The sequence below is a fragment of the Salinibacterium sp. G-O1 genome (assembly GCF_030063305.1).
GTDB lineage: Bacteria > Actinomycetota > Actinomycetes > Actinomycetales > Microbacteriaceae > Rhodoglobus.
On the sequence record NZ_JASISV010000002.1, the window covers coordinates 729,961 to 750,238 of the forward strand.

The window sequence follows — 20,278 nt, forward strand, 5'->3', positions numbered from 1 at the left end:
CGCTACAGCACGTCGTGGGTGAGGCGGCCACCCAACAGGGTGGCCAGCACGACGACGCCCCGCAGCTGGTCGGCTGTGAGTGTCTCCGGGTCGTCATCGGTCACGATGAGATCGGCCGCCTGCCCGACGGCTACCGTCGTGCGGGTGCTGGCGGCGAGAGCTTCGCGTGCGGTGATGGCCTGCTCTGGATGCCACGGCGCACGCCCGTCGCGAGACTTACCCACGGCTGCGGCGATCGCCACCCACGGGTCGAGTGGCGACACGGGCGCGTCAGACCCCAGAGCAAGCCGCGCCCCCGCGTCGAGCAGGGATCGCAGCGGGAACGTGCGCGCCGTGCGCCCCGGCCAGAATTTCTCGGCGACGTCCCGGTCGTCCATCGCGTGATCGGGCTGCACGCTCGCGGTTACTCCCAACTCGGCGAATCTCTGGATGTCGCGATCTGACACCAGCTGTGCGTGCTCGATCCTGCCGGGGCTTGCGAGTTGCTCGAAAGCGTCGAGGGCGAGGGATGTGGCGTGGTCACCGATCGCGTGGACCGTTGGCTCGATGCCCCCGTCAACTGCCATGCGCATGCGCGGAATCAGTTGCTCGGGCGGCACCGTGAGCATCCCATGGGAATGCTCCTGGCCCTCCATGCCGGGATATTCGTCGTAGCAGTATGCCGTGCGGGTGTTCAGCGATCCGTCGGTAAGCACCTTGTAGCGGCCCACGGTCAACAGTTCGGAAACGGCATCGCCGGTACGCAGGCCAAGCTCGATCGCCCGGTCAAGGTGCTCGCTGTAGATGCCGAACTCGACGCGCAGGCTGTCGAACCCGTTGCGCATGCGACGCTCCCACGTCTCGAGATTCCACGCCATCTCCAGGTCGGCGATGCCGACAACACCTCGAGACGCTGCGGCCTTCCCCGCCTCGAGCATCCACGCGTCGAGGATCTCGTCCGGAACCGCGTTCAGCTGGCGAGTGACCTCGAACGCTGGGTCTTCCCGCAGCAAACCCGTCGGATGGCCGCGATGACCGTACAGCTCGAGCGCCGCCGAGTTTAGCCACGCGGCGTGAAGGTCCCCGCTGACGAGCACGACCGGCACACCGCGGCTGGCGGCATCCAACACTTCCAGCGACGGCGCGTCCGGCCACAGCCCGTCGCGAAAGCCCGACCCGACGAACGCCTGCCCCGGCTCGACGATCGCATCGCGGAGGGCGTTGCCGACAAGGTCGGCGACCTGCTGGGCGGAGGTCGCGGTCGACACATCGAGCCTGCGTGCGATGAGGGCCCATTGGCTCGCGTGAACGTGGTTGTCCCAGAGTCCGGGAGACACCCAGCGCCCAGCGACGTCAAGATCGGCTTCGGTGAAGGCCGTCTCGCCAGCCGCGGAGATGGAGACGATCACGCCGCCCTCGATCAGCAGGTCGACGAGAGCACCATCACCGCCGGAGATGCGGGCGTTACGAACCAGCATCGGTCTCAGGCTCATCCGGTTCGGCGGGGACAAGGGCGGCCGCATCCCGCACGCGCAGCATCTCTGCTGCCAGTGGCGGCGAGTTGTACGGCCCAGTGCCGCCCAGGGCGTCGACGATGCGGTCGAAGACCTCCGGGCTCTTGTTCTGGCTCAGCTTGAGTCTGGCGTCGAAGCGCGTGACCCGCAGCCGCAACCCCACGGTGCCCTTCGCGATGCGGCGCGCAGCATCCTCATCAATGTCGAGGGCCACCGGGTGGGGCATCCTTTGTTCAAAATGATCGACGAGACCTCCGAGCACCTCGAAATTTTCCTCGTCACTGAGCAATTCCGGGGTGCCGTAGAGATGCGCGGTGACGTGATTCCAGGTGGGAACAAAATCCTTGGTGGCATACCAACCCGGCGATATGTAGCCGTGTGGGCCCTGCACGATGAACAGCATCTCGTGCTGGCCGAGCTCGTGCAGCTTCTCGTCGGGGCGACCGACGTGGCTGACGACGCTGATGCCGTCGGCGTCCTCCTCCAGCACGACCGGGTAGTGCGATGCCACCATCCCCGTCGAGGTGGCCGACACCATCGTGACCCACGGATTCTCACGGATCAGTCGCTTGATTTCGTCTGGGTCGGTGACGATGTAGGTGGGTGTCTTTCTCATGCCTGATCCTTCTGGCACCAATACAGCTTTCGGGCGCCAACAACTTCCATCACGATCGGGGTGCCGCAGACCCGGCACGGCAAACCTTCGCGGTGATAGACCCAGTGACGGTCAGCGCGGCTTGCCATCGCGCCATCGTAGGCCGATTTGCTCAGGCCATCCATCGTCATCATCTGGCCGGTCTTCACACCGATCTTCAGCAGCCTCGACCAGTCCTTCCAGAGGGCACGAACGATCTCCTCCGGCAGGTCTTTGCCGCGAGTGTGCGGGTTGAGGCGCGCCCGGAACAGCAGTTCGGCCCGATAGACGTTGCCGATCCCGGCCACGACCGACTGGTCCATCAGAAGCAGGCCGATCGGGGTCGGTTTCTTCAGCACCGAGGCGATGAAGCGGTCTTCCGCCTTCTGTGAACTGTCGAGCATCGGATCGGGCCCGAGCGAGTCGATCTTCGCCTGCACCTCATCGGCTCGAAGCACGTTGCAGGCCGTCGGTCCGCGAAGGTCGGCGACAGTATTTTCGGTGAGCAACCTGACCCTGACCGCACCGACGGGCTCTGGCGGGAATGACTCGAAGGTCTCCCCCAGGTTCTCCTGTTCCGACATGCGAAGCCTGGCCCTGCGCGGCGCACCGATGCTCGACAGCGAATCCTCGTGTTCTCCGACGACCGTGCCCTTCTGCCCCGTCTGGCCCATCCGGCCGTTCGACGATGCGGTGGTCGCATCTGCGGTGATGTCGCCAGCGAAATCCCAGGCGCCATAAAGGCCCAGGTGCACGTGCAGCCAGAGGTCGTTGTCGAACTCGAGGAACATCTGCTTTCCGACGGCGATGGCTCGAATCATCCGTCGACCGTCGATCTGGGTCGCGCCTGTGGCAAATCGACCCTGCGGAGAGGATGCCGCGACCTCAGAGCCCACGAAATGCAGGTCGAACTGCCTCGCGATCCTGTGTACGGAGTGCCCTTCGGGCATCAGCGCACGATCTCGTGTCCGGCAATCAGCCCGGTGGTCTCGAATTCACCAACTTGTGCGATTCGCCGCGAGTGGCGCTCCTCGCCCGAAAACGGTTCGGCGATGAACACATCGATGAAGTGTTTCGCCTCGTCGACAGTGTGCTGTCTGGCGCCAATGGAGATTACGTTGGCATCGTTGTGCTGCCGCGCCAGCAGGGCGGTGCTCTCGTTCCACACCAACGCTGCTCGAGCACCGAGCACCTTGTTCGCCGCGATCTGCTCGCCGTTTCCTGAACCTCCGAAGACGACACCCAGGCTCTCGATCCCCGCCGCCTGATCGGAGGCGACGGCGAGCGCAGCGTTGATGCAGAATGCCGGATAGTCGTCGAGCGCGTCGTAGCTGGTCGGGCCGTGGTCGATGACATCGTGCCCAGCAGCTGAAAGGTGCTGTTTGAGGTCGTCACTGAATTCGAGGCCGGCATGGTCGGTTGCGATGTGGATGCGCATGGTGCCAGTTTATGGATCACCAGAGGCTCGGCCCGCCATCAGTCGATCCATTCCAGACTCTGGCCGTGTCCACCCGCGAAGGCGACCGGATTTCCGTCGAGGGCGACGACAAAAAGGGATGGGTCGCGCGGCTGGCGGGAAAGACGTTCCTGCACGAGTGGAGTGATCGACTGGCCCTCGTTGGAGATCCAGTGCCCCGGCAGTTCGGCCATCAGCCGCGCGAAAGTCTCGCGCTCCTCCGTCGAGAAGTACGCCAGAACGGCGCTGTGAAAGATGACCAGCGTTGCGTCCTCCGGCGCTTCGTCGGCGAGCGCCCGCACCCCGGCGACGGCGTCGGATCGCACAATCCTCGGCGGATCCTGTTGCGCGAGAGAAATCGCGGAGCTCAGCCTCCGCCGTCGCTCGTCGTGCTCGGGCCACACGAGGGCTTCCAGCCAGGCCATGTCGTCGGGGTCGTTGACGTCGAGAGGGTTGATGTCGATGCCGGCCCGCCACGTAATCGTCGGCATCCGGTCTGGCACAGGCACGTTCCCGGTGACCTTCGGAGCGAGCAACACCTCGCTCGGTCCGTCCACCGGATGGAGCTCGCGATCACCGTAGCGATAGCTGTATCGGTCCGGGTAGAGGCAGAGTCCCGCCGACGCCCCCACTTCGATGAGTGCGATGGGCTGCGGCAGGGCGGCCAGCAGCGGCAGGATCACCGCGCAGCGCGCGGCCTCGTTCGTCTGGGTCGAGCGCGCACGGGCGATGCGGCGCACCGCGGGCCAGTGGTCGAGCATCCACTCCCGGAACTCCGGATACCCGCCGACAGCGGCGCCTGCCGCCCGCGCTGCCGCAAACACCAGGTTCACCTGCCGCTTCGGCACCGGCAGTTCGTCGATCAGCTCAATCAGGAGCGAATCGCCCGCGACTCCCATCGCCCACTCGGCATACGTGGCTGACGTCGCAGCCTCGATTTCGGCGAATGTCCGGTACCGCTGGGCTGTCGTCGGCCCCGGATCGTCAACGGGTTCCATCCCTTGATTGTGCATCTACCTCTGGCAATCCGGCCAGCATCGGGAGCACAATTGATAAAGGGAAACTGCGCATAGGGAGAGCACCATGAGAAGCTCACGTTCCGCACCAGAACTCGTCATGCCGATCCTGTCGGCTGGCCGTCACCGAAACCCGAAGCGGGGCGCCTGCTTCATGGAATTCGCCTCCTATCTGGCGGGCGAGAAGTGGAGCGACCATCCGGCGTGCACGCACCCTGTGCTTGCCGAGGTTGCCCGCGACGTCAATGACATGTCGACGGATGCCACGCGCGCCAACCTCACCCAGCACATCCATCGCGTGGTGGGCCTCAACGGCGACGATCCCCTGATCGCCGTCAGCATCGCCATGCACGCCGCTGCCGCCGCGTTGCCCATCGCCAGCCTCGAACGGCAACGTGCCCTCGCGGTCGGCTTGCTCATCGCGCTCGATTCGGTCGATTCGCCTGAGCTCACGTCACTTGCCACAGACGCGTTCCTGTCCGCTCCCGATGCAGAGCGCTGGGGCCGAAAGTTCCGGTCATCCGCCCCATCCCGGCAATTCACCACCCACACCGCGCTGATGATGGCGCACACCGCGGTGGTGGGAATAGCCCTCGCCTGCGTGAGCGATGCCGACTCCCGTCTCAACCAGCTACTGGTCAGCGTGATCGACGTCGCGGAGCGGCTCGTGCACGGCCCAGCCGCGGTCTCATCGGGGTCAGAGCAGGGAAACGCCGCGCTCCGCGGCCAGTTCGCTGAGGTCTAGCGCGAGAAAAGCCCCCAACCGCTCGTTACGCTGCGCGTCGTAATCACGATCACGCACCGGGTCTTCGATGGTGCGATCGAGCAGTACCACCGCAACCTCGTCCCAGGCTTCGGCTCGTGCGCGCTCCACCAGGCCGAGGAGGATGTCGCGGTTCACTGCTCGAGACGCGAACGCGGCAGACATGGCCCTGTGCACGGCCTCGCGCCTGCGACTCTCCCGACGATTGTCGCTGAGCGCGTCCGGATCATCCAACCAGGCGCCATCCACGACGACGTTCTCACGCTGCATCATCAGCCGCTCGGCCGTCTCCCACTCGTTGTCGGCGAGGGCATCGAGCTCCCGGGTTGCCAGGCCAGCAAGAGCCTCAGCATCGAAGTCACGCTTGTCGCGCAGGGCATCGACGATCATGTGGTTGCGCAGCGTCATGACGATCAGTGACTCGGCGATGAGCACGCCGTCGTCGACGATTCGCTCCACGGGCGGCGGATCGGTCGGCTTGGGCGCCACATAGGTGCCGAGCTCAACCGAGCTACGCCGACGAAACCACCGCATTGATCTATTCTCTCGCGAACCGTGGGCGCCACGCCCGGCCGTCGACCTTAATCGAAGATGGGTTCGCGCGTTCGGGAGCGCTTGATTTCGAAGAAGCCGTCGTATGACGCGACGGCAACCACGCCGTCCCACAGGTTGAGCGCCTCCTGGCCGCGCGGCGCCGGGGAAATGACGGGACCGAAAAAGGCAACGCCGTTCACGGCGATGACGGGGGTTCCGACATCCTGACCCACCCGGGAAATGCCGTCGAAGTGCGACTCCCTCATCTGGGCGTCGTAGTCATCGCTGTCGGCACGGCTGGCGAGTTCGGCCGGCAGGCCCGCCGCGGCAAGGGCCGCCGGGATCACTGCGTCGGGGTCTTTGCTGCCACCGAGGTGGATCTGCGCACCCAGTGCGTCATACAGCGGCTTGATGATGTCGGCTCCGTGCAACTGCACTGCGGCGGTAACAAGCCGGGTGTATTTCAGCGCCCGAGACAGGGCTGCACGGTAATCGTCGCTTACCTCGTTGTCTTCATTCAGCACCGCAAGGCTCATGATGTGCCAGGTCACGTCGAGGGGCCGCTGACGTGCAACCTCATCCACCCACCGGCTGGTCATCCATGCCCACGGGCAACTCGGGTCGAACCAAAAGTCGACGGCGGTACGGGTCTCGGCGGTATCAGTCACCCGTCCACACTAGCTCTGCCCACCTGAATGCCTAAGCTGGTTCGGTGCGGTCACGAGCCGCACCCGAAACACAAGGAGCGCCAGTGCCTGGAGACAACCTCACCCGCATCGAAGCACAAGAGCGAAAGGCTCTCGTGTCGGTATCGAGCTACGAGATCTCACTCGATCTCACCTCGGGTCCCGAGATTTTCCGCTCGACCACCCGCGTGGTCTTTGCCGCGGACGATGGCGCCTCGACGTTCATCGATGCGATCACGTCGACCGTGCACTCCGTGACCCTCAACGGCACCGAGCTCGACCCCGCCGTCGTGAGCGATGGTGTGCGCATCCAGCTCGACAATCTCAAGGCCGAGAATGTGCTGGATGTCGTCGCCGATGCCGCGTACACGAACACCGGTGAGGGTCTGCACCGCTTCGTCGACCCCGTCGATGGAGAGGTCTACCTCTACTCGCAGTTCGAGGTGCCAGACAGCCGACGGGTGTTTGCCGTGTTCGAGCAGCCCGACCTCAAGGCCACCTTCCAGTTCACCGTGACCGCGCCGGCCGCCTGGGTGGTCGTCAGCAACTCCCCCGCCCCCGAACCCGCCATCGATGGCGACTCTGCGACCTGGGTGTTCCCGCCCACCGGAATCCTCTCGAGCTACGTCACCGCAGTCGTCGCCGGGCCATACGTGTCTGTGCACGACGAGCTCACCTCGAGCGACGGCAGAGTGATCCCGCTCGGTATCTTCGCCCGCAAGTCGCTGAGCCAGTACCTCGACTCCGATTACATCTTCGAGAAGACGAAGCAGGGCTTCGAGTTCTATGAGAAGCACTTTGCATACCCGTACCCCTTCGAGAAGTACGACCAGCTCTTCGTGCCGGAGTTCAACGCCGGAGCCATGGAGAACGCCGGAGTGGTCACCTTCACCGAGACCTACATCTTCCGCTCCAAGGTGACGGATGCCATCAAGGAACGTCGCGTTGTCACGATCCTCCACGAACTCGCCCACATGTGGTTCGGCGACCTCGTGACCATGAAGTGGTGGAACGACCTGTGGCTCAACGAGAGCTTCGCGGAGTGGGCATCGACCCTCGCCACCGCCGAGGCGACCGAGTGGACCGAAGCCTGGACCACCTTCCAGGCGATGGAGAAGAGCTGGGCATACAAGCAGGACCAGCTGCCATCCACTCACCCGGTCGTTGCGACCATCAACGATCTCGAAGATGTGCAGGTCAACTTCGACGGCATCACCTACGCCAAGGGTGGGTCGGTCATCAAGCAGCTCGTCGCGTGGGTCGGGCTTCCCGAGTTCATGCTCGGCGTGAGCCACTACTTCGCCAAGCACGAGTTCGGCAACACCGAGCTCAGCGATCTGATGGTCGAACTCGAGAAGACCAGCGGTCGCGACCTCAGCGAGTGGACGAAACTGTGGCTCGAAACCGCCGGGGTCAACACTCTGCGACCCGAGATCACGACCACCGCTGACGGCACGATCACGTCGTTCGCCGTGCTGCAGGAGGCCGCAGCCGACTACCCGACCATCCGCCCTCACCGCCTCGCGATCGGCTTCTACAACCTCAACGCTGGCAAGCTCACCCGCGACCACCGCATTGAGATCGACGTCGACGGCGAGCGGACGGATGTGCCAGCTCTCGTCGGCCAGGGCCGCCCCGACCTCATTCTGGTCAACGACGAAGACCTGGCGTACGCGAAGATCCGCCTCGACGAGAAGTCACTTGCGGTCGCGATGGAGCACCTCGCTGACATCAGCGACCCGCTTGCCCGCTCGATCGTGTGGGGCGCGGCCTGGGATGCCGCCCGCGACGCGGAGAGCGCCGCACGTGACTACGTGCACCTCGTGCTGAACAACATCGGCAGCGAAACCGAGTCAACGACAATTCGCACCACCCTCAGCCAGCTGGTGTCGGTGGCGCGTTTCTACGTGACTCCCGAAACGCGGGTGAGCACCATCTCGGCTGTCGGAGACGCCCTCTGGACGCTGGCGCTGGATGCCCCGGCCGCCTCTGACTCGCAGTTCCAGTTCGTGAAGTTCTTTGCCAACATCGCGTCCACCGACGAGCATGTCGCGGCACTGGCGGGATTGCTCGACGGCTCCGTCGCACTCGATGGTCTCGAGATCGACACCGACCTGCGCTGGGAGATCCTCGAGGGGCTTGTGCTCAACGGCGCTGCCGACGGTTCGGCGATCGACGCCGCGCTGGAGAAGGACAACACCTCGAACGGTGCTCAGGCCGCAGCCAGGGCCCGCGCCACCCTCCCCACCGCAGACGGTAAGCGAGCGGCATTCGACTCACTCGTTGCCGACGACTCCCTGCCGAACGCGATCGTGCGCATGGTGACGATGGGCTACCAGCACGTCAATGACCCGTCGTCACTCGAATCCCTGGTCGAGCCGTACTTCGCCGCGGTGAATGACATCTGGGAAAACCGCTCGTACAAGATCGCGGAGTACATCATCATGGGGCTGTACCCGGCGCCGCTGGCATCCATCGCCCTGGTGGATGCCACGAAAGCCTGGCTCGCGGCAAACCCCGGAGTGCCGGCCCTTCGCCGCATGCTCATCGAGAACCTCGCCGGGGTCGAGCGGGCCATCGAGGCGCAGAAGCGCGACGCAGTCTGACGAAACCGCCGCGAACCGCGGCATTGTGTTGGTTCCGCTTGCCGGAATCGCACTTTGCCGCGGTTCGCGCGGGTCTGCCGTTCCGCTCGGGATGCACCCAAGCTCGCGTCGCTAGTATTGAGCGGCTATGTACCAGACGACAGAACCCCCCGGGACGCCCACCCCGTGGGACGAAATCCTGCAGAATCTCGTCGCCTTCGACACGGACTGGCACTTCTTCACGATCTTTTTCGTCATAGTCGGCTCGCTCATCGTGCGATGGGTGCTGCATTTCGTCATCCGCCGGGTCGTTCGCCGGATCATCAACGGAGCGAAGCGGCGCCAGAATTTCGACGACACCCAGGCCCTGCTGATGTCACCACTGGCGGCGGTGCGGGTAGTGCAGCGCACCCGAACGCTCGGCAGCGTGCTCGGCAACCTTGTGACGGCCGTGATCGTCATCATGGGCGTTCTGGTGATCTTCAATACCGTCTACCCCGGAGCCACTTCTGCGTTCGCACTGATCACCGCGGCCCTGGGCGCTGGCCTCGGCTTCGGCGCGCAAAACATCGTCAAGGATGTGCTGAGCGGGCTGTTCATGGTCGCGGAGGACCAGCTCGGTGTGGGCGATGTGGTCGACCTCGGGCCCGCCACTGGCGTGGTCGAGAATGTGGGCATCAGGATCACCCAGGTTCGCGACGTCAACGGAACTCTCTGGTTCGTGCGCAACGGAGAAATCCTGCGGGTGGGAAACAAGTCGCAGGGTTGGGCCCGGGTGATCATCGACCTCGCCGTGCCGTATGAGGTCGATGTCGAGGCCGTTCAGGATCGGATCCTGCAGACCGCGAGCAGCATGGCCGACAGCGGCAAGTGGCAGTCACGCATTCTCGAGAAGCCCGAGATCTGGGGAATCGAGTCGATTTCCGCCGAGGCTGTCGTGCTTCGGATCGTCGTCAAAACCGCGTCAGCCTCGAAGGATGATGTTGCCCGCGAGCTCAGGGCGCGCCTCAAGTCCGCGCTCGACGACATGGGCGTGCGTCTCCCTGCCCTCAACACGATGGTGCTGTCCGGGGCCGAAAATGCCGCGAGCGTGCATGGCGCCCGGCCCCCCAAGACGAAGCCCGTGGCGGTGCAGTCGAGGGACACCTCTCTCGGGGATTCAGGATCGAAACCTACGACTCGCACGAAAAATCCGACCGATGGGGGCCCAGAGTGAGCGACGAACGTCAGCCGAGCCCCGTGAGACTGCGCATGAGTGTCGGTGGGGAATCGGTGCAGGGCAACTTCTGGGAGCAGGTCGGCGGTCGGCCGACGTTCGAAAAACTCGTGCGCAAATTTTACGAGGGCATCGCTACCGACGAGGTGCTGCTGCCGATGTATCCGGAGCAGCCAGATCTCGAGGGAGCGATCCAGCGCTTGACCGGCTTTCTCGAGCAGTACTGGGGCGGACCGACGACCTACAGCGACGAGCGCGGCCACCCACGGTTGCGCCAGCGGCACATGCCCTTCAGAGTGAATCCGGATGCGCGTGACCGGTGGCTCTCGCACATGCGCGTCGCCGTCGACAGTCTTGAGCTGTCACCGCTTCATGACGCGACATTATGGGCATACCTGGACCGGGCGGCACAGGCGATGGTCAACACTTTCGACGAGTAGTCGCGCAGCAGTCGGCATCGTGACTCGGCGGAGTTACGCCATAGAATGGATAAATGGTCACTGCTGACACGGATGTGGATCGCACGCTTGCCAACCTGAGGGAGGCTGCACGTGTTGCGGAAGGAGGCTGGACTCCCCGCGACTGGTCCTCCCGATCCAGCGACGGGACCGAATCGCCAGCGCGGCTCGGCATCGAAAACATCCATCTGAGGCAGGTTGGAGTCTTCTCCAGGTTCGAGGTGGAAGCTCACCACGGCGTCGAACTCACCGTCCGGCTCGACCTGCCGGAGACGGTGAGCGGGGTCCCCCTGTCAGGAGAGCCACTTGAGCTCACCATCAACTCGCTTCGACCCATCGATATCTTCGTCGACGACCGGAGGGTCTTTGGAGATGCGCTCCCCGTCGTAGCTGCCGGCCCCGCGCTCATCACACTGGTCGACGAGATCATCCCCGGCGACAACGGGCAACTCACGCTTCGCGTTCTCCCGAGCCCGGTCGCGCTCGGCGGCGAGTGGGGCAGAACCGCCCTCACCGTGCAGTTCACGACCCCGTCGCTGCGTGCACGCTGGCGGCTGTATGACCTCGCCGTCGCACGACTCATGCTTGCCCACGAGTTCGCGGCCACCGACGACCAGCGGGACTCCGTGCGTGCCGCCGCACAGGCGATTCCACTCGATGCCGCGCACGCAGATTCGGCTTCGCTCCAGTCGCTGCTCGGCGACGATTCGACGCTGGGAAAGGCATTCGCAGGATTGACGTGGCTCGACGAATCGCTCGCTGAGTACCGCGTTCATTGCATCGGCCATTCGCACATCGACCTGGCCTGGCTGTGGACGTACGAAGACACCCGCGAGGTCATCGCCCGCGACTTCGAGAGCGTGCTCGCGCTCTTCGACGATTACCCCGAATTCCGGTTCACACACTCGCAATCCCGGGCGTACGCCGAGCTCGAACACTCCCGCCCCGACCTCTTCGAGCGTGCGGTGCGGCGCATCGCCGAGGGAAGACTCGAGCCGGCCACGCTCCAATGGGTGGAATCCGACGTGCACCTCCCGAGCGGGCCTGCGCAGGCCAGGCAGCTCATGGAGGGGGTGCAGTACTCGCGCGACCGGCTCGGCACCTCCCCCTCCGTGCTGCTCGCCCCAGATACCTTCGGCCAGAGCGGAAATCTCCCCCAATTGGCGGTCCAGGCAGGAGCCAGCGTCTACTACCACCACCGCGCAAATCCCGGCTTTCCCACCGGCGGAGCGCACTGGCCTGCTTACTGGTGGATCGGCGACGACGGCACCCGGCTTCTCAGCGTGAGCACACCGATCTACCTTGGCCCGGTCACCGCGAGCCGACTCGCCGCCGACCTGATCAACCTCGGTCGACGCAACGGCATCCACGACATCTGCTACTTCTATGGGGTCGGAGATCACGGCGGCGGACCCACCCGCGCCGACCTGGACACCATCAGGTTGTTGAATGAATCCACCGGCTTTCCCTCCGTCGGCTGCTCCACCATGTCTGAGTATGCGACGCAGCTACTCGCCAGCGGAGCGGCGCTGCCGGAGCACCACGGCGAATCCGATCACGTGTTTGAGGGATGCTACGTCAGCCAGTCCGGGGCCAAGCAGATGAATCGCACCAGCGAGAATCTGCTGACGTCGGCAGAGACGCTCGCCGCCCTGGCCGGGCTTGCGGCGGGGACTGAACTGGATGCCGCCTGGCGCACCGTGCTGCATCACCAGTTTCACGACATTCTGGGCGGATCAGCGGTCGCGGGCGCCTATCTCGACCAGTCCGTGGATGCCGACGCCACTGCCAGCGTCGCAGCTCGACTCTCCGCTGACTCGATCGCCGTGCTCGCGTCGGGCATCGCCGAGGATCAGATCGCACTCACCAATGCGCTGGGCTCGCCGCGAGTCGAGGTCGTCGAGATCCCCGCCGGCCTCGCGGGCGACGCCACCTCCGCGACGAGCGGCGGGGCTGAGCTTCCCGCCCAGCGCACCGCGGATGGCGGACTCGTGGTTCTCGCGGAGCTGGGAGCTTTCGAAACCCTGGCCGTCGAGCTTGGCGGGGAGGTCAGCTCTCTCGCTCCGGTGCGGGTCGATGAGGTCGCTGGCGGGTTCTCCGTCACGACGTCGACGTGGCGAGCACGAGTGGATGGGGCATCCGGAATCGTCGTGTCCCTGGTCGACGTGGCTACCGGCGAGTTGCTCGTCGGTCGCGGTGAGGTGCTCAGCCCGGAAAGCATCCGACAGCACCGCCATGATCTGGGCCTCGGAGCCCTCGTCGTCACCCACGAACTGCCGCACGAGATGTCATCGTGGGTCACCGACCGGGCCGACAGCGAGCGCACCCTCATGTCGGGTGCGACCACCACGGTGGTCGAGGTCGGGCCTGTGCGCGCGGTGCTGGAGACCGGGCACAGTTTCGGCGCATCCCGTGCGATCGTGCGCACCACGTTCACAGAGGGTGTTCCGTGGATCGGCTTTGACGTCGAAGTGCATTGGGAAGAGCCGGGCGGGGCGGAGTTCGGAGTGCCCGGACTCTCGGTGTCGTTCGGCAGCCGCATCCCTGCCACCGAGCTGTGGACTGAGTCGCCATTTGCTGCGGCGAGATCGCGGCCGGACGGCTACCTGCGTCCCATGCTGCGCTGGGCCGACCTTGGGTCGGCCGACGGTGGTCTGGCTGTGGCCAACGACTCGAAATACGGAGTCGAGGCGCTGGGCCCACGCATGCGCGTACCCCTCGTGCGAAGCGCTTACGATCCAGACCCGACAAGCGAAGTAGGCCACGTCACCACCAGCAGCTTCAGGGTCATGCCCCATCTGGCCGGGTGGCGTGAGGTCGATGTCGTCGGGCTCGGCGCGGGGCTCAATCAGCCCGTACACGTCTCGGCCGGACCCGGCGGAACTGCCGCAGACATCACCCTCCCTCGTCTCGAAGGTGATTCCGGAGTTGTCATCGCCGGAATGCTTCAGACGGCAGCTGGCACACTGATCCGACTGGCGGAAACCACCGGTCGCCCGTGTGGCGCGACACTGTCCGGCCTTGGCCGTCGCCGCGTCTGGGCGAGCGATCTCCTGGGGGAGCGCACCGATCCGGTCGACTCCCCCGACGGTGAAGCTTTCCTGCAGTTCGGCGCCTTTCAGGTGCGCACCCTCCTGCTGGAGACCGGCGCATAGACAACCACTAGTGTTCTGACAGATGCATCGGAAAGGCACGACCGTGGACAAGAAAGACCCAGTGGGCCGCAGGGGCACGAACCTGCCCGCGATGGGCGACTTCAACCAGTCCGTCATCCTCGACGCGATCCGCAGGGCGCCCACCGGGCTCAGCCGCGTCGAGCTGTCCAAATCCACCGGACTCGCGCCCCAGACAATTTCGAACATCTGCCGCAGACTGCTCGACACCGAACTCATCGTCGAGGCTGGACGGGAGAGCACCGGGCCGGGAAAGCCTCGCACGATGCTGCGGCTCAACCCGGAAGGCCGTTACGCGCTCGGAGTTCACCTCGATCCGACCTTCATCACCATCGTCATGCTCGACCTGACGGGCTCAGTGGTTGCTCGCGAACGCAGGAGAACGCCCACCGTCACCAATCCCGAGAAAATAATCTCTCAGATCAGCTCATCCCTGAACAAGATCATCGACCGTTCCGGCGTGCCACGCGACAAGATCGGTGGACTGGGAATCGCGGCTCCCGGGCCGATCGATCGGGACAAGGGCACCGTCATCGATCCCCCGCAGCTCATCGGGTGGCACCGTGTTCCGCTTCGCGACGCGCTCGCCGAGGCGACCGGTCTTCCTGCCTTCCTCGACAAGGATGTCACCGCCGCCGCTATCGCCGAGATGTGGGCAGGCGGGTTCAACGGCGTCGGAAGCTTCATCTTCTTCTACATGGGAACCGGCATCGGTGCAGGGCTCGTCGTCCATGACGAAGTGGTGCGCGGAAGCTCCAACAACGCGGGCGAGATCGGACACATCGTGACCGACCCTGCTGGGCCGCCCTGCTTCTGTGGTCTCCGTGGCTGCATCGCCGTGTCGTGCCTTCCACAGTCTCTCGTGCAGGAGGCCGAACTTCTGGGCGTGCTGGATGACACCTCGATGGGTAGCGATACCCACACGATCGACGCACGTTTCACCGAGCTGTGCAACGCCGCGGCAGACGGAAACGCCGTCGCACTCGAGATCATCGAACGCTCAGCCGTGCGCATCTCCCGGGCCGTGGCCGTGGTGGCGAATGTGCTGGACGTCGATCGCATCGTCTTCGGCGGTCCGTTCTGGAAGCGTCTCAGCGAGCTCTATCTTCGCCGGGTGCCCGAGTTGCTCGAGGAGGCCCGTGTCACGCGCAGCATCCATCGCATCACCGTCACCGGCAGCGAGCTGGGCGAGGATGTCGCGGCCATCGGTGCCGCATGCCTCATCCTGAACCACACTCTGACCCCACACCCTGAGGCGCTGCTTCTCTCGGGGTAACGCCGGCAATCCGGCCGACGCCACCCGCGATCAGCAGGCCTACCGCGAGAAACGTAGGGTCACTAGCTGGAACGGCCGGAGTGACAGTGACACCGTCGACTCGGTGTTTGAGCTCACCGCACTCTGGTCGATCGCACGCTCGAGAAGGTCCGTTTCCGTCACCGACGTCCATCCGAATTCTGTCGACAGAGTCGTCGAGGTTCGCGACCCATGTGCCTCATACAGCCGCACGATGACGTCACCGGATCGGTCGTCGGCAAGCTTCACCGCTTCAACGACGACGCCTGGTTTGTCCACCGCGATGAGCGGAGCTGGAGCACCCGAGCCGCGGATCGTCCGCAGCGGCAGGTTCAGACGGTACCCCTCCTCCACAGCTTCGGGGATTCCTGCCCCCGCGCGGATCGACACGACGAACGTGTGCACGCCCTGATCGCACTCGGGATCCGGGAAGAGAGGCGCCCTCAGCAACGAGAGGCGCACCACGGTTGCCGTCGCTCCATCAGCCATCTCTGAACGACGGATGTCGTGACCGTAGATGGAATCGTTCGCGACGGAGACCCCGTAGCCGGGCTCGCCGACCTGCACCCAACGATGCGCAACAGTCTCGAATCGAGCCGAGTCCCACGACGTGTTGGCATGGGTGGGGCGATAGAGGTGGCCGAACTGGATCTCGGATGCGGCGCGATCCGCGTGGACATCGAGAGGGAACGACAGCTTGAGCAGCTTCTCACGCTCGTGCCAGTCCACGGTGGTGGTGATGTCAACCGACGCCGTCGTCGCGCTGAGCGTGATGAGTTGCACCACTCGCGAGGTCCCGAATTCCCGTTCGACCCGAACAGCGTCGCCCTGGCTCGTGACACTCACGACATCAAGAAGATCCTGGCCATCCTGCTTGTAGCTCTCATCGATGTCCCAGGCGTCCCACTGGTTGGGCAGATCCCGGAAGAGCTGAAGCACGTTGGCTGCGGCACCGGCAGGCACCAGTTCGCGCCCGGCGACGATGTCAAAGAGCGACACGATCACCCCCCGTGAATCGACACGGACGCGAACCAGAGTGTTCTCGAGAACGACATCGTCGCCGTCACGTCTGGACTCGCACGCGACAGTCGCAGTGGCCGAAGCGCCGCCCAGCGCGGGAACACCATCGAGCGGGAACGGGCCAGCGTTGAAAGCGAACTCGACGTCGCCCGCTCCTGCGATCGACGAGAGTGACGCGCCGATCAGCCCATTCAGTGTCTCTGCGACCTCGGCGTACTGGCGCTCCGCTTCCTGATGCACCCAGGCAATGGATGATCCGGGCAGGATGTCGTGGAATTGCTGCAGGAGCACAGTGCGCCATGCGGTTTCGAGCGCAGCGTATGGATACTCGTCATCACCGAGCACGGATGCTGTAGTGGCCCACAGCTCGGCCTCGCGCAGCAAATGCTCGCTCCTGCGGTTGCCCAGTTTGGTGTTCGCCTGCGACGTGTATGTGCCGCGGTGCAGCTCGAGGTACATCTCTCCGGTCCACACTGGCGGGTGTGAGTATTCCGCTTCGGCCTTCTCGAAGAACTGGCGGGGGCTCGACAGGGTCACCTGCGGCGACCCCTCGAGGTCTTTGGTTCGCGCGGCGGCGGCGAGCATCTCACGCGTGGGTCCGCCTCCGCCGTCGCCCCAGCCGAACGGAACGAGCGAGGTCTTCGCCATGCCCTTCTCGGCGTATTGGGACTGAGCAAGCGCGAGCTCGGAGGCCGAAAGTTCCGACATGTAGGTATCGACGGGCGGGAAATGGGTGAAGATGCGAGTGCCGTCGATTCCCTCCCACAGGAACGTGTGATGCGGCATCCGGTTCGTCTCGTTCCAGGAGATTTTCTGGGTCAGGAACCATTTCGATCCTGCCGCCGCGACGATCTGTGGGAGCGCGGCCGAATAGCCGAAGGAGTCCGGGAGCCACACCTCGAGAGGCTCGATCCCGAATTCCTCCATGAAGAACCGTTTTCCATGGATGAACTGGCGCGCGAGCGCCTCGCCGCCCGGCATGTTGGTGTCTGACTCGACCCACATGCCACCGACCGGCACGAACCGGCCGGCGTGCGCCTGTGCCTTCACGCGCTCGAACAGGGCTGGGTAGTGCTCCTTCAGCCACAGGTACTGCTGGGCAGAGGATGCCGCGAACACGAAATCGGGGTCCTCTTCCATGAGCGCGAGCACGTTGGAAAAGGTTCTGGCGACCTTGCGCACGGTCTCTCGCACCGGCCAAAGCCATGCGCTGTCGATGTGGGCGTGGCCCACAGCGGCAAGCTGGTGCGCGCTGGCGTACGCGGGCTGGGCGAGAACCCCGGCAAGCTCAGCACGACCGGCCCCTGCAGTCCCCGCGATATCGTCTGGGTCGATTGCGTCGACCATTCGGTCGAGCGCGTACATGATCTCCGCACGGCGAGGCAGGGTCGCTGGCAGGGTGCGCATGAGACCACCGAGGCTCCACACATCCTGAAGCAGCTCCCACACCTCGACGTCGAGCAGCCCCAGTTCGAGTCGGCGCAGGCGGTAGAGCGGATCTTTTCCCGCTGTCGCCTTGTCGCCGTGCGCCGTGGGAGCGAACGTGAAGTTGCCGGCGACGTTGGGATTCGCGGCCGCCTCAAGGAAGAGGTCGACTGCAGTGCCAGCCGCACCCAGGGGCACGTAGGTGTTTAGTGGCTCGAGCGACTTGATGATGTCGCCATTCGGTGAATAGGCGATGGCCTCGGCCTGAAAGCCCGGGGTGGCCGTGCTGAAACTGAGGTTGACGACGAGCTCGGGGCGCGTACCCTTCTGGTCCCAGCTCGCAGGGATCTCGCCCGTCACGTGCAGCCACGTGGTGCCCCAGGGCGCACCCCACTGCTCTCCCACGGCGAAGGGGCGGTATGTGGCCTCGCGCGCGTGCGCGAAGGGCACTGGCTCATCCGGAACATCCCAGGTCGCTATGTCCACCTGAGCGGTTTCGCGGTACATGGCAGGAGTGATGCGTTCGCGAACGAAGCGCTCGATTCTTGCCTCGATGAGGGCTGATTTGTCGTGCATGGACCGTCCTTGTGTCAGGCCGAGAGTTCGGCCGTTGTGCTGGAAGTTGTGAGGGCTCGCCGATCTGCGTCGCTACCCCTTGACCGAGCCGGCGAGTGCGAATGACCCGCCGATTCCGCGCGAGACGATGACGTACAGCACGATGACGGGGATCGAATACAGCACCGAGAATGCTGCGAGCTGCCCGTAGGCGATCGCGCCGTACTGCCCGAAGAAGCTGTAGATCGACACCGCGGCGGGCTGCTTGTCCGGTGACAGCAGCAAGATGAATGGCACGAAGAAGTTTCCCCACGCCTGCAGGAACACGAAGATCCCCACCACGGCGATACCTGGACGCATGAGTGGAATGACGACGGAGCGCAGGGCGCGCATCGACGATGCGCCATCCATCCATGCCGCCTCCTCGAGACTGATGGGCACAGAGTCCATGAAGTTCTTGGTCATCCAGATCGCCATGGGAAGCGACGACGACGCCAGGAAGAAGATGGTGCCCGGCAGGGAGTCGAGCAGGTTCAACTGCACGAAGAGGCTGTACACCGGCACCATGATCGCCGTGATCGGAAGGCTCGTGCCGAAGAGCACTCCGTACATGAAGGGCTTATTGAATCGCGACTGGTATCTCGACAACGGGTATGCGGCAAGAAGGGCGGCGATCACTGTGACGACCGCCGCGCCCGTGGAGAGCAGCAGGCTGTTCAGCAACGGGATGAAGGTGAGCTCTGGGCTGAGTACCGCCACGTAGTTGTCGAGCGAGAACGCCTGCGGTATCTGGGTCTGGTAGGTCGCGCCGGTATCCAGCGAACCAAGGATGAGCCAGCTCAGCGGCAGCAGGAAACACGCTCCCACGATCACCAGCACGATGTTGGCGAGCAGCTTTGACACTGATTTGCGCGGCGAGGCGACGGAGATCGGAGTTCGTGTTCCTGACACACCGGCCACGGCCTGCGAAACGGTTGCGGTTGACGTCATGGGATCAGTCCTTTTCCGGACGGAGGGCACGAATGTAGACGATGGAGAACACGGCCCCAACGAGCAGCATCACGGTCGCAATGGCTGTGCCGTATCCGATATCGCTGAATTTGAAGGCCTCCTTGTACGCAAGGATCGGCAGGGTGGTGGAGAGATTGCCTGGACCTCCCGATGTCATGACGTAGATGAGCGTGAAGACAGACAGAGTCGACAGGGTCACGAGCATGAGTGTCGTGTTGATGGTGCGTTTGATCATCGGGATCGTGACATACCGGAGCCGTTTCAGGCCGCCGGCACCGTCGATCTTGGCGGCTTCGGTGATCTCCGGTGGCACGTCGTTCAACGCCGCCTGATAGATCAACATCGAGAATGCCGTGCCGCGCCACACGTTCGCGAGGCACACCGCGACCATCGGGTACGTGTAGAGCCAATTGATGGCCGGAATCCCGATGCCGGCCAACAGCTGGTTTAAAGTTCCGTCTTTACTAAAATAGGCGTAGCTCACGAACGCGGCAACGATCTCCGGAAGCACCCAGGCCGTGACAACGATCGTTCCGACGAGGCCGCTGAGAAACTTGTTCGCCTTTTCCATGATCAGTGCGAGGCCGAGACCGAGCACCGTTTGCGAGATCACCGCCGACCCGAGGACGAAGATGACCGTCAATCCCACCGACAACGGGAAGGTCGGGTCGGCGAACAGCTTTCGGTAATTATCCAGGCCGATGAAATCGACGTTGACGGCGTGGGGGCCGGTGAGCGCAGCGTTCGTGAGCGACCCGTAAAACGACCAGATGATCGGCCCCAGCAGAAACACTGCCATCAGTGCGATGGCCGGAATTAGTGGGATTTTTCGGACGAGCTGGGTGCCCCAGCCCCGGAGGGGTCGGGAGCCGTTCGGCTCCTTCCCCCTCCGGCGCGGTGCCATCGAGACGGGCGACACGGTTTCGGTTGTCATAGACGCTCAGGTTCCTTCGTCATGT

16 protein-coding genes are annotated in these 20,278 nt (G+C 64.4%); 6 read left to right on the top strand and 10 right to left on the bottom strand.

Translation table 11 applies throughout. The annotated features are described in order from the left end of the window. Window positions 1-2 precede the first annotated feature (2 nt). Genes QMG83_RS09905 through QMG83_RS09925 form a run of 5 tightly spaced genes read right to left on the bottom strand, consistent with a single transcriptional unit; the run spans window position 3 to window position 4,581 of the window. Entirely contained in the window at window positions 3-1,457 is a 1,455-nt protein-coding gene (locus tag QMG83_RS09905; RefSeq protein ID WP_283505198.1) for an amidohydrolase, read from the bottom strand. Next, on the bottom strand, window positions 1,444-2,109 hold the full coding sequence (locus QMG83_RS09910; protein ID WP_283505199.1) for an FMN-binding negative transcriptional regulator: 666 nt from the start codon (window positions 2,107-2,109) through the stop codon (window positions 1,444-1,446). The genes QMG83_RS09905 and QMG83_RS09910 overlap by 14 nt, the downstream gene beginning before the upstream one ends. Continuing rightward, a complete protein-coding gene (locus QMG83_RS09915; RefSeq protein ID WP_283505200.1) occupies window positions 2,106-3,077 on the bottom strand; it encodes an Fpg/Nei family DNA glycosylase in 972 nt (323 codons plus the stop codon). The genes QMG83_RS09910 and QMG83_RS09915 overlap by 4 nt, the downstream gene beginning before the upstream one ends. Continuing rightward, window positions 3,077-3,565 (bottom strand): ribose-5-phosphate isomerase, encoded by a 489-nt coding sequence (locus QMG83_RS09920; RefSeq protein WP_283505201.1) that lies wholly within the window; start codon window positions 3,563-3,565, stop codon window positions 3,077-3,079. The genes QMG83_RS09915 and QMG83_RS09920 overlap by 1 nt, the downstream gene beginning before the upstream one ends. Before the next feature lie 38 nt (window positions 3,566-3,603). Continuing rightward, window positions 3,604-4,581 (bottom strand): DUF2332 domain-containing protein, encoded by a 978-nt coding sequence (locus tag QMG83_RS09925; RefSeq protein WP_283505202.1) that lies wholly within the window; start codon window positions 4,579-4,581, stop codon window positions 3,604-3,606. Between the two features lie 85 nt (window positions 4,582-4,666). On the opposite strand from QMG83_RS09925, the gene QMG83_RS09930 reads away from it, so the two are divergent. Continuing rightward, window positions 4,667-5,344: a hypothetical protein gene (locus QMG83_RS09930; protein WP_283505203.1), complete on the top strand. Its 678-nt coding sequence runs from the start codon at window positions 4,667-4,669 to the stop codon at window positions 5,342-5,344. On the opposite strand, the gene QMG83_RS09935 is transcribed toward QMG83_RS09930, so the two are convergent. Further along, window positions 5,297-5,896 (bottom strand): hypothetical protein, encoded by a 600-nt coding sequence (locus tag QMG83_RS09935; RefSeq protein ID WP_283505204.1) that lies wholly within the window; start codon window positions 5,894-5,896, stop codon window positions 5,297-5,299. The genes QMG83_RS09930 and QMG83_RS09935 overlap by 48 nt on opposite strands. Window positions 5,897-5,943: 47 nt before the next feature. Continuing rightward, window positions 5,944-6,564 (bottom strand): mycothiol-dependent nitroreductase Rv2466c family protein, encoded by a 621-nt coding sequence (locus QMG83_RS09940; RefSeq protein ID WP_502949023.1) that lies wholly within the window; start codon window positions 6,562-6,564, stop codon window positions 5,944-5,946. 83 nt (window positions 6,565-6,647) lie between these two features. Here QMG83_RS09940 and pepN point away from each other — a divergent pair, with 83 nt between their 5' ends. The 5 genes from pepN to QMG83_RS09965 all read left to right on the top strand — a co-directional run bounded on the left by pepN (window position 6,648) and on the right by QMG83_RS09965 (window position 15,290). Continuing rightward, window positions 6,648-9,188, top strand: coding sequence for an aminopeptidase N (gene pepN / locus QMG83_RS09945; RefSeq protein WP_283505205.1), 2,541 nt, complete (start codon window positions 6,648-6,650; stop codon window positions 9,186-9,188). Between the two features lie 127 nt (window positions 9,189-9,315). Continuing rightward, window positions 9,316-10,383 carry a mechanosensitive ion channel family protein gene (locus QMG83_RS09950; RefSeq protein ID WP_283505206.1) on the top strand — a complete coding sequence of 356 codons (1,068 nt, stop codon included), beginning with the start codon at window positions 9,316-9,318 and terminating at the stop codon, window positions 10,381-10,383. A gap of 35 nt (window positions 10,384-10,418) precedes the next feature. Continuing rightward, window positions 10,419-10,823 (top strand): globin, encoded by a 405-nt coding sequence (locus QMG83_RS09955; RefSeq protein ID WP_283505556.1) that lies wholly within the window; start codon window positions 10,419-10,421, stop codon window positions 10,821-10,823. A 53-nt stretch (window positions 10,824-10,876) separates the two neighbouring features. Next, complete coding sequence (locus tag QMG83_RS09960; protein ID WP_283505207.1) at window positions 10,877-13,996, top strand: glycoside hydrolase family 38 N-terminal domain-containing protein; 3,120 nt, start codon at window positions 10,877-10,879, stop codon at window positions 13,994-13,996. 91 nt (window positions 13,997-14,087) lie between these two features. Next, entirely contained in the window at window positions 14,088-15,290 is a 1,203-nt protein-coding gene (locus QMG83_RS09965) for an ROK family transcriptional regulator (protein ID WP_283505557.1), read from the top strand. Between the two features lie 39 nt (window positions 15,291-15,329). On the opposite strand, the gene QMG83_RS09970 is transcribed toward QMG83_RS09965, so the two are convergent. The 3 genes from QMG83_RS09970 to QMG83_RS09980 all read right to left on the bottom strand — a co-directional run bounded on the left by QMG83_RS09970 (window position 15,330) and on the right by QMG83_RS09980 (window position 20,253). Then, window positions 15,330-18,329 carry an alpha-mannosidase gene (locus QMG83_RS09970; RefSeq protein ID WP_283505208.1) on the bottom strand — a complete coding sequence of 1,000 codons (3,000 nt, stop codon included), beginning with the start codon at window positions 18,327-18,329 and terminating at the stop codon, window positions 15,330-15,332. Window positions 18,330-18,401: 72 nt separating this feature from the next. Then, the gene (locus QMG83_RS09975; protein ID WP_283505209.1) at window positions 18,402-19,298 is read right to left on the bottom strand and encodes a carbohydrate ABC transporter permease; all 897 of its coding nucleotides are present in this window, start codon (window positions 19,296-19,298) and stop codon (window positions 18,402-18,404) included. Window positions 19,299-19,302: 4 nt separating this feature from the next. Next, window positions 19,303-20,253 (bottom strand): carbohydrate ABC transporter permease, encoded by a 951-nt coding sequence (locus tag QMG83_RS09980; RefSeq protein WP_502949024.1) that lies wholly within the window; start codon window positions 20,251-20,253, stop codon window positions 19,303-19,305. Window positions 20,254-20,278: the final 25 nt, after the last annotated feature.

Bases quoted from the DNA above. Each gene is read 5' to 3' on its own strand.
- QMG83_RS09920 (WP_283505201.1), bottom strand. From the start codon at position 3,565: ATGCGCATCCACATCGCAACCGACCATGCCGGCCTCGAATTCAGTGAC.
- QMG83_RS09930 (WP_283505203.1), top strand. From the start codon at position 4,667: ATGAGAAGCTCACGTTCCGCACCAGAACTCGTCATGCCGATCCTGTCG.
- QMG83_RS09925 (WP_283505202.1), bottom strand. From the start codon at position 4,581: ATGGAACCCGTTGACGATCCGGGGCCGACGACAGCCCAGCGGTACCGG.
- QMG83_RS09970 (WP_283505208.1), bottom strand. From the start codon at position 18,329: ATGCACGACAAATCAGCCCTCATCGAGGCAAGAATCGAGCGCTTCGTT.
- QMG83_RS09915 (WP_283505200.1), bottom strand. From the start codon at position 3,077: ATGCCCGAAGGGCACTCCGTACACAGGATCGCGAGGCAGTTCGACCTG.
- QMG83_RS09980 (WP_502949024.1), bottom strand. From the start codon at position 20,253: ATGACAACCGAAACCGTGTCGCCCGTCTCGATGGCACCGCGCCGGAGG.
- QMG83_RS09975 (WP_283505209.1), bottom strand. From the start codon at position 19,298: ATGACGTCAACCGCAACCGTTTCGCAGGCCGTGGCCGGTGTGTCAGGA.
- QMG83_RS09910 (WP_283505199.1), bottom strand. From the start codon at position 2,109: ATGAGAAAGACACCCACCTACATCGTCACCGACCCAGACGAAATCAAG.
- QMG83_RS09960 (WP_283505207.1), top strand. From the start codon at position 10,877: ATGGTCACTGCTGACACGGATGTGGATCGCACGCTTGCCAACCTGAGG.
- QMG83_RS09965 (WP_283505557.1), top strand. From the start codon at position 14,088: ATGGGCGACTTCAACCAGTCCGTCATCCTCGACGCGATCCGCAGGGCG.
- QMG83_RS09950 (WP_283505206.1), top strand. From the start codon at position 9,316: ATGTACCAGACGACAGAACCCCCCGGGACGCCCACCCCGTGGGACGAA.
- QMG83_RS09905 (WP_283505198.1), bottom strand. From the start codon at position 1,457: ATGCTGGTTCGTAACGCCCGCATCTCCGGCGGTGATGGTGCTCTCGTC.
- QMG83_RS09935 (WP_283505204.1), bottom strand. From the start codon at position 5,896: ATGCGGTGGTTTCGTCGGCGTAGCTCGGTTGAGCTCGGCACCTATGTG.
- QMG83_RS09955 (WP_283505556.1), top strand. From the start codon at position 10,419: ATGAGTGTCGGTGGGGAATCGGTGCAGGGCAACTTCTGGGAGCAGGTC.